11 protein-coding genes, 1 other RNA gene and 1 pseudogene are annotated in these 14,055 nt (G+C 62.7%); 5 read left to right on the top strand and 8 right to left on the bottom strand.

The features are described from left to right. Positions 1-7: 7 nt before the first annotated feature. Positions 8-430, bottom strand: a complete 423-nt coding sequence (locus C8267_RS01245) for a hypothetical protein (RefSeq protein WP_234025648.1) — start codon at positions 428-430, stop codon at positions 8-10. Between the two features lie 330 nt (positions 431-760). On the opposite strand from C8267_RS01245, the gene C8267_RS01240 reads away from it, so the two are divergent. Next, on the top strand, positions 761-1,264 hold the full coding sequence (locus C8267_RS01240; RefSeq protein ID WP_087361849.1) for a low molecular weight protein-tyrosine-phosphatase: 504 nt from the start codon (positions 761-763) through the stop codon (positions 1,262-1,264). Here C8267_RS01240 and C8267_RS01235 read toward each other — a convergent pair. From C8267_RS01235 to C8267_RS11115, 4 genes and pseudogenes are all read right to left on the bottom strand, one after another. Continuing rightward, positions 1,234-2,118: a PorV/PorQ family protein gene (locus C8267_RS01235; protein WP_234025647.1), complete on the bottom strand. Its 885-nt coding sequence runs from the start codon at positions 2,116-2,118 to the stop codon at positions 1,234-1,236. The genes C8267_RS01240 and C8267_RS01235 overlap by 31 nt on opposite strands. 193 nt (positions 2,119-2,311) lie before the next feature. Next, positions 2,312-2,752 carry a peptidylprolyl isomerase gene (locus C8267_RS01230; RefSeq protein ID WP_087361851.1) on the bottom strand — a complete coding sequence of 147 codons (441 nt, stop codon included), beginning with the start codon at positions 2,750-2,752 and terminating at the stop codon, positions 2,312-2,314. A 91-nt stretch (positions 2,753-2,843) separates the two neighbouring features. Then, positions 2,844-3,539: an LrgB family protein gene (locus C8267_RS01225; protein WP_087361852.1), complete on the bottom strand. Its 696-nt coding sequence runs from the start codon at positions 3,537-3,539 to the stop codon at positions 2,844-2,846. A 231-nt stretch (positions 3,540-3,770) separates the two neighbouring features. After that, positions 3,771-4,100, bottom strand: a pseudogene (locus C8267_RS11115) (CidA/LrgA family protein); the annotation flags it as partial. Positions 4,101-4,343: 243 nt separating this feature from the next. On the opposite strand from C8267_RS11115, the gene feoB reads away from it, so the two are divergent. Together feoB and C8267_RS10810 are read left to right on the top strand one after the other, a co-directional pair. Then, positions 4,344-6,980: a ferrous iron transport protein B gene (gene feoB, locus C8267_RS01215; protein ID WP_106633369.1), complete on the top strand. Its 2,637-nt coding sequence runs from the start codon at positions 4,344-4,346 to the stop codon at positions 6,978-6,980. A 1-nt stretch (position 6,981) separates the two neighbouring features. Next, positions 6,982-7,158, top strand: coding sequence for a hypothetical protein (locus C8267_RS10810; protein ID WP_158699654.1), 177 nt, complete (start codon positions 6,982-6,984; stop codon positions 7,156-7,158). Between the two features lie 270 nt (positions 7,159-7,428). On the opposite strand, the gene C8267_RS01210 is transcribed toward C8267_RS10810, so the two are convergent. After that, positions 7,429-8,616 carry a pyridoxal phosphate-dependent aminotransferase gene (locus C8267_RS01210; protein WP_087361854.1) on the bottom strand — a complete coding sequence of 396 codons (1,188 nt, stop codon included), beginning with the start codon at positions 8,614-8,616 and terminating at the stop codon, positions 7,429-7,431. A 358-nt stretch (positions 8,617-8,974) separates the two neighbouring features. After that, positions 8,975-10,150: a formate-dependent phosphoribosylglycinamide formyltransferase gene (purT, locus tag C8267_RS01205; protein WP_106633368.1), complete on the bottom strand. Its 1,176-nt coding sequence runs from the start codon at positions 10,148-10,150 to the stop codon at positions 8,975-8,977. Positions 10,151-10,362: 212 nt separating this feature from the next. Between purT and C8267_RS01200 the strand changes: the two genes are divergently transcribed. Then, positions 10,363-12,564, top strand: a complete 2,202-nt coding sequence (locus C8267_RS01200) for a DUF4838 domain-containing protein (protein WP_106633367.1) — start codon at positions 10,363-10,365, stop codon at positions 12,562-12,564. An 81-nt stretch (positions 12,565-12,645) separates the two neighbouring features. On the opposite strand, the gene ssrA is transcribed toward C8267_RS01200, so the two are convergent. Next, positions 12,646-13,049: a transfer-messenger RNA gene (gene ssrA / locus C8267_RS01195) on the bottom strand. Between the two features lie 157 nt (positions 13,050-13,206). Between ssrA and C8267_RS01190 the strand changes: the two genes are divergently transcribed. Next, the gene (locus C8267_RS01190; RefSeq protein ID WP_087361857.1) at positions 13,207-13,941 is read left to right on the top strand and encodes a cell division ATP-binding protein FtsE; all 735 of its coding nucleotides are present in this window, start codon (positions 13,207-13,209) and stop codon (positions 13,939-13,941) included. Positions 13,942-14,055: the final 114 nt, after the last annotated feature.

Below are 14,055 nucleotides of genomic sequence, written 5' to 3'. Positions count from 1 at the left end.
GCGGTTGTTATTTGTAGTTTTCGAGTACCTTGTAGAATTCGTTGATGTCCGCCTGCGAGAGCTCGCCCTTGCGCATGAAGACCAGTTCGCCCTCCTTGGAGACCAGCAGCAGCACGAACTTGTTGTTGCAGTCACCCAGCCCCCAGGCCGTGCTCAGCGTACGGCTTTCGTCGGCGAGAACAATCGCTCCGTTGCTTTCGGTGCGCTTGCGGGCCATCATGCGGGCCATGTTGTTGGGAATCAGCGGTGCATCCATGAGGTTCATGACGCCGAATCCAACGAGGTTGTCGCCTTCGGCGCGGTGGTTCTTCTCCATGTCGGTGGTGAACGCCTCGTTCTGCTTGTGACGGTCGGGGTCCACGTAGAATATCATGAGGTTCTTCTCGCCCCAGTACGGCAGTTTCGCGGGTTTGCCATTGAGGTCAACCAATCGTACATTTTCCACTTTGCGGGGCAGCTCCTGAGCCTGGACAACCGAAAGGGTCAGGGCACATGCCGCGAGAGTCATCAATGCTTTCAACTTCATTGTCACACAAATTAAAGAACTGCGCAAAGGTATAATTTTTTTGCCGGATATGCACCATCGAATGGCCGCATTTATGTCCTGAAAGTTCAATATGAGGCTCTTGACTCCGCCTAAAGCGCATCCGGAACGGGTTGGGTTCCGTTTCAGCGTTCGATTGTTCCGCATGTGCGGTGCATGCAAAACGGGGCGCGGCGTGCCCTATCCAAAACGGTTTTTCGCTATCTTTGTCCCGCTATGAAACAGAGGATACTTTTCGTTTGCCTCGGCAACATCTGCCGCTCGCCGGCCGCCGAGGGTATTTTGCGCAGCCTGGCCGAGCGGAGCGGCATGGCCGGGGAGATTGAGGTCGATTCGGCCGGAACCTACGGTGGTCATGCGGGCGATTTGCCCGATGCGCGCATGCGCCGGGCCGCCGCGCGGCGCGGTTACGAGCTTACGCACCGTGCACGCCGCCTCCGCGAGTCTGATTTCGAGGCGTTTGACATGATTGTGGTGATGGACGACATGAACTACGAGGCGGCCCACCGCATGGCTCCGTCGCGGAGCGAGGCCGCAAAGATTTTCCGCATGGTGGAGTTCTGCCCGTCGTTCCCCGACCGGAGCTACGTGCCCGACCCCTACTACGAGGGGCATGAGGGGTTCGAGCTGGTGCTCGACATGCTCGAGGAGGGGTGTCGCAACATCCTGGAGCGCTGCCGGGATGAGGCTCAGAAGTCGAGTCCGAAGCTGATGCAGTAGGTGTCGCGCAGCGGCGAAGAGTCGGCGGCGAAGAGGTAGGCGAAGTCCAGCCGCAGGTGCATGAAGCGGACGCCGGCGCCGACCGAGGCGAAGTTGGGCGAGTAGATGCGGTCCTCGCCGTAGTGGTAGCCGGCCCGCAGCTGGAAGAGCTGCATGAGGTTGTATTCGGCACCGACCGAGAGCTCGAAGCCCCGGGTCTGCTGCGGCGTGAAGCAGTATCCGAGGTCGGTTCCGACAGTCACCTCGTGGGCGTCGGTGATGTAGGTGTCGAGTGCCACGCCGGCCGTGGCGCTCATCGGCAGGCGGAGCCCCGAGTGGTCGAGATAGCCGCCCAGATTGGCCAGCTTGCCGCCCACGCGTAGCGTCGAGTAGCTGCCGAGGTTTTCGAGCGGCAGCGCATAGAGCATGCTCAGGTCGACGGCAAGGGCGTCGAACGTCACTCCGGCCGGACGCCGCAGATGGAGGTAGCGCCCCGCGAGGCCGACGGCCCACCGCTCGTTGATGCGGTAGGCGTAGCCCAGGTCGAGCGCCATGTCGCTGTTGCTCTTTTCACGCAGGTACTGCCGCCAGCCGGCCTGGATGGCGTGCACCTGACCGAGGCGCCAGAAACCCGAGACGGAGTAGAAGTCATCGCCTTCGGGTGCGAGGTAGGTCGAGGAGAGCTGGCCGGGGGTGGTGGCGAAGACGGCCGCCGCCGCATTGGTATAGATGGTGTGGGAGCCTGCGAGGAGCGTGGTCGAGAGTCCGCCCATGGCCATCGCCTTGGCGTCGGAGAGCGGGAGCGAAGCCTCCTGGGCGCGGAGCGTCCCGCCGAGGGTCAGAAGCACGATGAGCGCCGAAATCCGTTTCATCATAAAGCGTTGTGTTCGTGGCGGGTGGTGAGCTCCGCCGGGTTCAGGACAAATATACGACATATCCGCCAGACTCCCAAATGCCTCGGGGTGAAAGTGCGGCAAGGCGCGTTGCACGACCGCCGTTACTCCCCTGCGGGGGAGGATGCGACAGCATGCGACGCGCCTTTGTGCGTGCGGCGGCTTCACCGGGGGGCTACTCCTCGACGATGCGGATGGAGAGAATCCGGTCGCCGCGGCGGATTTCGTCGATGACGTCGAGCCCCTCGACCACCCGGCCGAAGCAGGTGTGGATGCCGTCGAGGTGCTTCGTATTTTCGCGATTGAGGCAGATGAAGAACTGCGAGCCGCCCGTATCGCGGCCGGCGTGGGCCATCGAGAGCACGCCCCGGTCGTGGTACTGGAGCGGGGCCGAGGTCTCGCACTTGATGCAGTAGCCCGGGCCGCCCGTTCCGTCGCCGCGGGGGCATCCGCCCTGGATGACGAAGTCGGGGATGACGCGGTGGAAGGTCAGCCCGTCGTAGAAGTTGTGGTTGGCCAGGTCGATGAAGTTGGCCACCGTGCCGGGTGTCGCCTCGGTGTAGAGTTCGGCCTTCATCACCCCTTTCTCGGTCGAAATGACTGCGTATTGTTTCATGTGTGTCGGGTGTATTGGTGCGGGACGTGCGTCCCGGCTGTTTTTTCGTTTCGGGGGCGGGATGGATGCCGCTACCCCGCTCTTCCCTATCTTAATAGAGGTAGTGCTCCATGAGCGGCGTGAGCAGCGCCGTGGCCAGCCCCATCAGCGCCATGGCCAGACCGCTGAGGGCCCCCTCGACGGCTCCGATTTCGATGGCGCGCGCCGTGCCGATGCCGTGGGCCGCCGAGCCCAGCGCAAAGCCGCGGGCCTGGGGGTCGGTAACGCCGCACCGGCGGAGAATCCACTCTCCGAAGATGCTGCCGAAGATGCCCACGCAGAAGACCACCACCGAGGTGACCGTCGCGATGCCGCCCAGAGGGCCTGCCACCGAGACGGCGATGGGCACGGTGACCGATTTGGGGGCCAGCGAGTTGACAATCGCCCGCTCGGCACCGAATGCCATGGCGATGTAGACCACGCTCAGCACTCCCACGACGCAGCCGGCAAGCGTCGAGATGATGACCGGGGTGAGCCGGCCGCGCAGTTGGTCGATTTGCTCGTACATCAGATAGCCCAGAGCGACGACCGACATGCCCAGCACGAAGTTCAGGATGCTCGTGGCCTCCTGATAGCGCGGGTAGTCGATGCCCGTGCAGCGCAGAAAGACGATGACGGCGATGAAGGTGAGCAGCACGGGGTGGAGCAGCGGCGTGTGGACGCGTCGGTAGAGGCGCATCCCGACGCAGTAGAGGCCGACGGTGAGCGTCAGCAGGAAAAGGTCCGAAGCGATGATGTCATACCACATGGCGGAAAGGTGTATGTTGCTGGTTGCGTGTTGTCTGGGTGATGAAAATTATCGGGCTTCCGCGTCGCTCGGCCCGTCGGGCGTTTCGCTCCGCAGAACGGTTGCGGGTTCCGCCTCGGCACCGGCAGTTGCGGAGGCACTCGCTCCGGACGCCTCTTCGGGCATCTCCTCGCCCGGCAGGGGCGGAATCTCCTCTTCGGGCTCGGCCACGGGCGGCAGCGGGGCTCCGTAGCGGCGGTTGAGACTCTGGAAGGTCTTGCCGGCCACGAGCAGCACGGCGACCGTCGAGACGACGCCCGAGACCACCACGGCCCACAGATTGTCGAGAATCACCCGGTAGGAGTCCATCAGCCCCACGCCGAAGGGGACGAAGAAGAGCGCCATGCCGGCCAGCAGGAAACGGGCTGCCGGCCGCACGGTCTCGGCCTTGACCCAGTGCAGGCAGAGCGAGGCGAAGAGCAGCACCATGCCGATGATGTTGCCCGATACGATGTTCCCGGTCAGGCGGCTCAGTACGTTGCCCACCAGCCAGAAGAAGAGGATGTAGAAGAGTCCTGTCATGATTCGGAGCTTTGTGCGCGGAGCGGCGGCTTTGTGAAACCCCATCCGGCGTGCCGTTTGCCCTGCCGGAGCGGCTCCCCGTCCGGTTTGGCGCGGCAAATATAGGGCTTTCCCCGTGACATTGCGCCGCAAGAGGGGAAAAATTGCCTGCGCGGGCCCCTTTTGGCCCGGAATACCTATCATTTGGGATTGATAAGCGCATGGAAATTTCGTATCTTTACGTCCAAAAACTCGAAAATACCTATGCGTCTATCGGATTTGAAGACCGGCGAATCGGCAACGATTCTCAAGGTGCACGGTCACGGCGGCTTCCGTCGCCGAATCATGGAGATGGGCTTCGTGCGGGGGCAGCGCGTCGAGGTGCTGCTCAATGCACCGCTGAAGGACCCCATCGAATACAAGGTCATGGGTTACGACATCTCGCTGCGGCGCAGCGAGGCCGACATGGTGGAGGTGCTCTCCGACAGCGAAGCAAAGCAGTTGGCCGACGAACAGGCCCGTCAGGTGGTTGACGATGCGTCGGGACGTGCCCCTAAAGGGGATGCGCTTCCCGAAACGGGCAGTGTCGAGCGGGTGATTCACGAGCGCAGCCGCCACATCGAAATCGCCCTGGTGGGCAACCCCAACAGCGGCAAGACCTCTCTGTTCAACGCCATCTCGGGCGGTCACGAGCATGTGGGCAACTACAGCGGCGTGACGGTCGATGCCAAGCGGGGGCGCTGCACCTACCGCGGCTATACGTTCGGGGTGACCGACCTGCCGGGCACCTACGCCCTCTCGGCCTATACGCCCGAGGAGCGCTACGTGCGCAGCCACATCGAGAAGAACAGCCCCGACGTGATTGTCAACGCGGTGGTGGCCTCGAACCTCGAACGCAACCTCTATCTGACTACCGAACTGATTGATATAAACCCGCGCATCGTAGTGGCGCTCAACATGTACGACGAGCTGGACGCCAGCGGCGCCACGCTCGACTACGACAGTCTGGGCCGCATGCTCGGTGTGCCGATGGTCCCCGTCGAGGCGCGCAACCACAAGGGCATCGAGACGCTGCTCGACACCGTGATTGCGGTCTACGAGAACCGTGACGAGCGGGTGCGCCACATCCATATCGGTCTGGGTCCCGTGGTCGAGGAGAGCGTCCGCCGGCTCCACGACGACATGAACGAATACCGCAGCCAGCTGCCCAAGGCCTTTCCGCCGCGCTACTACGCGATGAAGATGCTCGAGGGCGACCACCAGGTCGAGGAGTGGCTGCGCGGCTGCGAACGCTTCCCCAAGTGGGTGGAGATTCGCGACCGCGAGGCGCAGCGCATCTCCGAGGCGCTGGGCGAGGATGTCGAGACGGCGATTGCCAACCAGAAGTACGGCTTCATCTCCGGAGCGCTCAAGGAGACGCTCACCCCCGGCATGGGGGCCGAACGCTCCGCAACGGCGCTCATCGACACGCTGGTGACCCACAAGCTGTGGGGCTTCCCCATCTTCTTCTTCCTCATGTGGCTGATGTTCTGGTGCACGTTCAGCCTCGGCGCCTACCCCCAGGGGTGGATTGAGACGCTCGTCGGGTGGATTGGCGAGGGCATCAACGCCCTGCTGCCCGCCGGCCCCATCCGCGACATGCTGGTCGACGGCGTCATCGGCGGCGTGGGCAGCGTGATTGTCTTCCTGCCGAACATCGTCATCCTCTACCTGTTCATCTCCTTCATGGAGGATTCGGGCTATCTGGCGCGTGCGGCCTTCATCATGGACCGCATCATGCACCGCATCGGCCTGCACGGAAAATCGTTCATTCCGCTGGTGATGGGCTTCGGCTGCAACGTGCCGGCCATCATGGCGACGCGAACCATCGAGAGCCGCAGCAGCCGTCTGATAACCATCATGATAACTCCGTTCATGTCGTGCAGCGCGCGAATACCCATCTACCTGCTTCTTGCCGGCACCTTCTTCCCCGGCCGGTCGGGGCTGGTGATGTTCTGCCTCTATGTGCTGGGCATTCTGCTGGCCATCGTCACCGCACGGCTGATTCGGCGCTTCTTCTTCCCGGTGGACGAAACCCCCTTTGTCATGGAGCTGCCACCCTACCGGCTGCCGACCTGGAAGACGACGCTCCGCCACATGTGGGACAAGTGCGCGCAGTACCTCCGCAAGATGGGCGGCATGATTCTGATAGCGTCGGTCATCGTCTGGCTGCTGAGCTACTATCCGCGCACCGAGGAGCCCGTGCCGGCCTCCGTACATTATGAGAACTCCTATCTGGGCCGGATTGGCAAGGCCTGCGAGCCGGCCTTTACGCCGATGGGTCTCAACTGGAAGGCGGGTGTATCGCTGCTCTCGGGCGTGGCGGCCAAGGAGATTGTCGTCAGCACGCTCGGCGTGCTCTATGCCGAGGCGCCCGTAACCGGTACTGAGACGTCGGTTGCCGCCGGTGCGGCGCCGGAAGCAACTCCTGTAACTGAGCCGGCATCGGAAACGACCGCAGCTCCGGCATCGGAGCCTGCCGCCGAAGCAGCCGCAATGTCCTCTTCGGAGCCTGTGGCAGGAACGGCCGCCGTACAGGTGAACGAGCCCTCTGCCGCAACGACCGCTTCGGAGGAGGTTGCCGCAAGCCGGGCATCGGCCACGGCCGAGCTGGCCGAGTCGGACGATGAGGAGGCCGAGATGGCCAGCCTTTCGAAGCGGCTGCTTGCGAGCGGCGATTTCAACACGGCTTCGGTCATTGCCTTTCTGGTCTTCATCCTCATCTACTTCCCCTGCATCGCCACCATTGCGGCCATCGCCTCGGAGGCGGGCTGGAAGTGGGCGCTGACGTCGGTGGTCTACAACACGGCGGTGGCCTGGCTGGTGTCGTGGGTCGTCTATCACCTCGTAAACTGGTTGTAGCATGACGTGGCAGGACGGCATTGTCTGGCTCTTCGGAGTGGTGCTGGCGGCGGTCGTCGTCTGGCGGCTCGTGCAGACGCTGCGCGGCAAGCGTGTGCCCGCGTGCGGCAGCTGCAGCCGCGAGTGTCCAATGCGGAACAAGGGCAAGGATGCCCGGTGCCCCGGCGAGCCGAAGTAGCGGAGCGGGACGGGAGTTTCATTGCGGCGTGAAGCGCTCGTTGCGGCACGGTTGTCTTGTCGATGCTGGTGCTGGTGCCCTTGTTACGATGCTGCTCTCGCCGCGGCGTGGTGGCTTTGCCGATGAATGGCCTCCTTGTTGCGGAGCCCGGGCCGAATGACTCTCCCTCTGTGCGGCACTCCGCGCCGAAGCGTGAATGCCTGAAGCAGATATGAAAGAAGCGGACCGACCCCGACGGGTCGGTCCGCTTCTCGTATACAGGGCTGGCGGCTACTTGTGGAGCCGGGCCTTTACGTTGTCGGTTGCACGCTTGAGCAGCTCCTCGGGGCAGCAGAGCGTGATGCGGATGTAGCGCTTGCCCTCCGAACCGAAGATGCCGCCGGGGGTCAGGAAGACGTCGCACTTCTCCATCACCTCGTCCGAGAAGGCAAAGCTGTCGCCCTCGTAATCCTCCGGAAGCTCGGCCCAGACGAAGAGTCCGGCCTGGTGCGGGCGGTAGGTGCATCCCAGCGCATCGAGCAGTGCGTAGGCCTGCTTCTCGCGGCCGTAGTAGATGTCGTTGAGCTGCTTGTACCAGTCGGCACCGAGCGACAGCGCCGTGTCGGCAGCGGCCTGAATCGGATAGAACATGCCCGAGTCCATGTTGCTCTTGAAGGTCAGAATCGAGTCAATCCACTCCTTGCGGCCCAGGATGACGCCCACGCGCCAGCCGGCCATCGAGTGTCCCTTCGAGAGCGAGTTCATCTCGAGCGCCACTTCACGTGCACCGTCTACCGACATGATGCTCATCGGCTTGTCGCTGTTGCGGATGAAGCTGTAGGGATTGTCGTGCACAATCAGGATGTTGTGCTTGGCACCGAACTCGATGATTTTCTCGAAGAGCTCGCGCGTCGGCGTCTGGCCCGTCGGCATGTTGGGATAGTTGACCAGCATCATCTTGACGCCGTCGAGACCGGCACGCTCGATGGCCTCGAAATCGGGATAGAAGTTGGTCTGCTTGTTGAGCGCATAGGGAAGCATCTCACCGCCCGAAAGGCGTACGGCGGCCGAATAGGTGGGATAGCCCGGGTTGGGGACCAGCACCTTGTCGCCCGGATTGAGGAACGTCATGCAGATGTGCATGATACCCTCCTTCGAACCGATGAGGGGCAGAATCTCGGAGTTGTAGTCGAACTCCACGCCGTACCACTTCTTGTACCAGTCGGCAAAAGCCTTGCGCAGAATGGGTTCGCCCTTGTAAGACATGTATTTGTGTACGTCGGGACGCTGAGCCTCCTTGGCCAGACGGTCGATGACCGACTGATGGGGCGGCAGGTCGGGGCTGCCCATTGCGAGTTTGACAATCTGGCGGCCGGTGGCTGCCTCGATGTCGGCAATTTCGCGCAGACGACGCGAAAAATAGTACTCTCCAATCCCGTCCAGACGGTGTGAACGTTCGATGTTTACTGCTTTTGCCATTGTTGATAGAGATGATGTTTGATTTGTCGGGGCAAATTTACGAAATAATTTGGGAAATGCGAAATCGTGGGAGCAGGGGTTGCCGGCCGGTTTTTTCGGTGGTAGGTGTTGCGGGGTGCAGGAACTCGGCGGCCCCCTGTGGTGCCTCTGGACGGTGCTTCCGTGTGGTGCCGGGGTGCATGCGCTGGCCGGTCCCCGGCATGTGGCTTTCCGTCGGAGCCGGGGCGCGGGCTCCCCTTCCGGCGGCGCGGCTCGTCGCTTCGGAGGTCGCAAAAAAAAACCGGAACGGAGCCTTGCGTGCAGTATCCGTTCCGGGTGAACCGACGGCAGGTTTTACCCTGCCGTTGAGAGGAATGTGTTAGTGTACCTTGACCTTTGCGGCAGCTGCCTTGGCGCGGTTGCGCAGCGTCTCGAGGTCGCTGCCCAGCGGGGCGTGGCACACCACGACGCCCATGCGGCGGCCGGGGCGCATGGTGGGTTTGCCGAAAATCCGCAGGTCGGTGGCCGGGTCGTCGGCCAGCGCCTCCTTCAGTCCGTCGTACTGCGGAGCTCCGCTGCCGACGACTTCGGGGGAGAGAATCACGGCGCTGGCACCCATACGCTCGAAGGTGATGGCCGGGATGGGCAGTCCGAGGACGGCGCGGGCGTGCAGCTCGAACTCGTTGAGATTCTGCGTTCCGGCGAGCGTTACCATACCCGTGTCGTGAGGTCGCGGCGAGAGCTCCGAGAAGTAGACGCCGTGCTCGTGGCTGAGGAAGAACTCCACGCCCCACAGACCGGCGCCGCCCAGCGCCTCGGTCACCTTGGCGGCCATGCGCTGCGCCTCGGCCAGATGCTCGGGGGCGATTTCGGGCGACTGGAAGCTTTCGCGGTAGTCGCCGTTCTTCTGGACGTGGCCCACGGGCGGGCAGAAGAGCGTCGGCCCCTGCTGCTGGGTGACGGTCAGAAGGGTGATTTCGCTGTCGAAGCGGATGAATTCCTCGACAATCAGCTCGCGGATATCGCCGCGGCTTCCGGCGCAGCCGTACTCCCATGCGTGCGGCAGCTCCTCGGCCGAGCGGACGACCGACTGACCCTTGCCCGAGGAGGACATGAGCGGCTTGACGACGCAGGGAAATCCGATTTGATGCGCCGCTTCGTATAACTCGTCCAGCGATTTGGCATAGAAGTATTTGGCCGTGCGCAGACCGAGCTCCTTGGCTGCCAGGTCGCGAATCGCCTTGCGGTTCATCGTGAAGTTGACGGCACGGGCGCTCGGTACGACCTGGATGCCCTGGCGTTCGAAGTCGTAGAGGCGCTCGGTGCGGATGGCCTCGATTTCGGGAACGATGATGTCGGGCTGGTGCTTGGCCACGGCGGCGGCCAGCGCGTCGCCGTCGAGCATGCTGAAGACCTCGCACTCGTCGGCCACCTGCATGGCGGGGGCCCCTGCGTAGGAGTCGCAGGCGATGATGTGCTGGCCCAGTCGCTGGGTGGCGATTACGAACTCTTTGCCCAGCTCTCCGGAGCCGAGCAGCAGGATTTTCTTAGTCATGGGCGTAGATTTTGGTGGGACAAAGATAGTGAAATGGGGGCTTGGTGGCAAATGTGGCGAAGAGTTTTTCACGGGATACCGCCATCGGGACCGAACGCAGCGCCGCAAGTTGCCGAAAACGTCCGGCGGCGGCTCTTTTTCGTTCCGGGGGCTTGCCGCTTCGGACGATATTTCTTATCTTTGAACCGGAAAGAAACTCAAACTACCCTGCCATGCGCTTTTTGAAACCCTGTCTGCTCCTGATGGCCGTGCTGCTGTCGGGAGCGCTCTCTGCGGCGGCTCAGACGACGCTCGCCCGCAAGGGAAAGCCCGTCGCGCGGATTGTCGCGGCCGACGGGTCGTCCGTCAACCGGCGTGCCGCCGCCCTGCTGCAGCGCTTCGTGCGCGAAGCGAGCGGTGCGGAGCTGCCGCTGCTCGAAGGAGCCGCCCCCAGACGCGGCGATGTGGTCATCGGTGCGGGCGACACGACGTCGCTTACGGAGGACGGCTTCCGGCTGCAGAGCCGCGACGGCGTGCTCTACGTCTCGTCGGGCGGCGACAAGGGGGCGCTCTACGGCGTCGTAACGCTGCTCGAGCGCTACCTCGGTGTAGATTACCTGGCGGCGAACACCTATACGATTGACCGCAGACCGACCATCGTGCTGCCCGCGATGGACTGCTTCGAGAATCCGGCCTTCCGCTACCGCCAGAGCCAGGGCTACGGCATGGCTCTGGACGAGACCTACCGCGACTTCCTGCGGCTGGAGGAGCCCCGCGACATCTTTGCCGGAGGGATGTGGGTTCATACCTTCAACCAGCTGCTCCCCGCCTCGGTCTACGGCCGGGAGCATCCCGAATACTACTCCTTCATCAACGGAGAGCGCCGGCCCGGAAAGGCCAGCCAGTGGTGTCTGACCAACCCCGAGGTGCTGGAGCTGGTTGCGGCCAAGGTGGATTCGGTCTTCAAGGCGAACCCGGGGATGAACATCATCTCCATCAGCCAGAACGACAGCAACTTCACCTACTGCCGTTGCGAGGAGTGCGAGCGGGTGAACCAGTATGAGGGGGCGCCTTCGGGCAACTACATCCGCTTCCTGAACAAGCTCGCCGAGCGCTTCCCCGACAAGGAGTTCTCGACGCTGGCCTACCTCTTCACGATGGAGCCGCCGCTCCATGTCAAGCCGCTGCCCAACGTTAACATCATGCTCTGCGACATCGACTGCGACCGCGAGGTGCCGCTGACGGACAACGCGTCGGGACAGAAGTTCGTCCGCGCCCTCGAGGGGTGGTCGGCCATTTCGGACAACATCTTTGTCTGGGACTACGGCATCAACTTCGACAACATGGTCTCGCCCTTCCCCAACTTCCCGGTGCTCAAGCCCAACATCGAACTCTTCCGCCGCAACCACGTGACGATGCACTTCTCGCAGATTGGCGGTTCGTACGGCGGCGACTTCTCGGAGCTGCGTACCTATGTGGTGAGCAAGCTGATGTGGAATCCCGACCAGGATACCGACGAGCTGATGCTCCGCTTCATGACTGAATACTACGGTGATGCGGCTCCCTACATCTACCAATACGAGAAGCTGCTCGAAGGTGGTCTGCTCGCTTCGGGACAGCGGCTGTGGATTTACGACTCGCCCGTCTCGCACAAGGACGGCATGCTCAACGACGCCTCGCGCAAGCGCTACAACGAGCTCTTCGACCGGGCCGAGTCCTCCGTGGCCGGGGACTCCACGCTGCTGGCCCGCGTGCGGATGGCGCGCCTGCCGCTGATGTATTCCGACCTCGAGATTGCCCGTACGAAGCGTGAAAAGGATGTCGATGCGGTAGTGCGCGAGCTCGACACCTTCGAGCGTTACGTCTCCGGGTTCGGTGTCGAGACGCTCAACGAGCGGCACAACAGCCCGCTGGATTACTGCAAGCTCTACCGCGAACGCTATCTCCCCTCGGAGCGGCAGAGCAAGGCGCTGGGCGCCCGCATCATCTGGCTCGACGAGCCGGCGGCGCGTTACAGGGAGGTCGGCGAGCGGACGCTCACCGACGGCCTCTTCGGCGGGGCCTCCTTCGTCGAGAGCTGGACGGGCTGGGAAGGCTGCGATGCCGCCTTCATCGTCGACCTGGGCGAGGAGAAGGAGTTCACCTCTGTCGAGGCGGACTTCCTCCACCAGTTGGGACAGTGGGTGCTGCTGCCCAAATCGGTCACCTACGCCCTCTCGTCGGATGACGAGACGTGGAGGGAGTTCGGCCGCGTGGAGTTTCCCGAGGACCAGTCCGTGCAGGTGAAGTTCGTGCCGGCGCGGGTCGAGTCGCCCCAGCCGGTCCGCGCCCGCTACATCAGGGTGTCGGTCGAGGGGACCAAAATCTGCCCGTCGTGGCACTACGGCGTGGGCTGCCCCTGTTGGTTCTTCATCGACGAGGTATCGGTCTTCTGATGACGGACGGGCGGAGCTCTTCCGGAGCTTGATAAAATGAATCGCACCGGTCTGATAACAAGACCGGTGCGATTCGTCGTTTTGTGGAGGTGGCGGGAGTCGAACCCGCGTCCAAACAAGGAGCCCGAAAGCTTTCTACACGCTTATCCGCCGTTTGGTCCTTCTCCCGGGGTCTGGCAGGCGGCAACCTAACCCCAAGCCCAGTTCCTTTGATTTCGCACGCCGGCCGGAACCCTCCGTCGCACTATCTCCAAATTGATGATACCCCATATGGACAACCGTTAAGGAGCGGAACAGTCGCCCGGGATACTCGTCGCCAAGCCGCCTTGGACCCGGCGATTAAGCTAATTTTCCTTGAAAATTAGGCAGCGAGTGCATAGCTGTTATTGCCATTTGATTGTCGAGTGTCGGGATTTACGAGCCGCCACACAGCGCTCGACGTGCTTACAATCCGACTCTGCCTGCTGTCAAAACCGGGCACCCCCGGATTTGTTCCGCACGGGACGAGTCCTCATGGAAACCGGAGGCAAAGATAACTCTTTTCGGGAAAATACAAAAGCGCGGCGTGCAAAATGGCCCGCCGGGGGCGGAATAATCGGGATTTTTGCGTACCTTTGGCAGAAAATCCGGCAATAACCAGATATGAGCGATTACGTAGTAAAACTCGAGAATGCGGCAATCTACCACGCCGATGCCTCTTTCGGACGCAGGTCGGAGGCCAAACAGCTCCGCGAGGGCGAAATGGTGCTTTCGGAGGTGAGCTTCACCGTCGCCGAGGGCGAGTTCGTCTATCTGCTCGGGCGCGTGGGCAGCGGCAAGAGCACGCTGCTCAAGACGCTCTACGCCGAGGTGCCGCTGCTCACGGGTGAGGGCTATGTGGCCGGATTCGACCTGCGCCGGCTCCGACGCAGGGATATCCCCTACCTGCGCCGCAAAATCGGCATCGTCTTCCAGGACTACCAGCTGCTGACCGACCGCAACGTCTTCATGAACCTCTATTACGTGATGAAGGCGACGGGCTGGAAGGAGGAGAGCGCGATTCGCCAGCGGATTGACAAGATTCTGAAGATTGTCCACCTCGAGTCGAAGGCCTACAAGATGCCCTTCGAGCTCTCGGGCGGCGAGCAGCAGCGCCTGGTCATCGGTCGCGCCCTGCTCAACGACCCCAAGGTGCTGCTGGCCGACGAGCCGACGGGAAACCTCGACCCGGTGACGGCCGAGGGCATCATGCAGCTCTTCCGCGACATTGCCGCGCGGGGCTGCGCCGTGGTGATGTCGACGCATAACACCGCGCTCATCGAGAACTACCCTGCCCGCGCGCTCCTCTTTGCCAAGGGGCACATCCGCGAGGTGGACCTGCTCTCGGAGCTCGGTTAGCATTCGGCGGAGTGCTTGGCGGAGTGCACGGCGTCGCGGGGTCCCGGGACGCCTTTTTCTTTTGCGGCGGATGTACGGACCGTCGGTGTCGGACGCCGGCTTGCGGAACGGATG

The sequence above is a fragment of the Alistipes sp. Marseille-P5061 genome, from assembly GCF_900290115.1.
Lineage (GTDB): Bacteria > Bacteroidota > Bacteroidia > Bacteroidales > Rikenellaceae > Alistipes > Alistipes excrementigallinarum.
The sequence above is the reverse complement of the archived record's forward strand: the minus strand, read 5'-3'. Positions and strand labels throughout refer to the sequence as shown.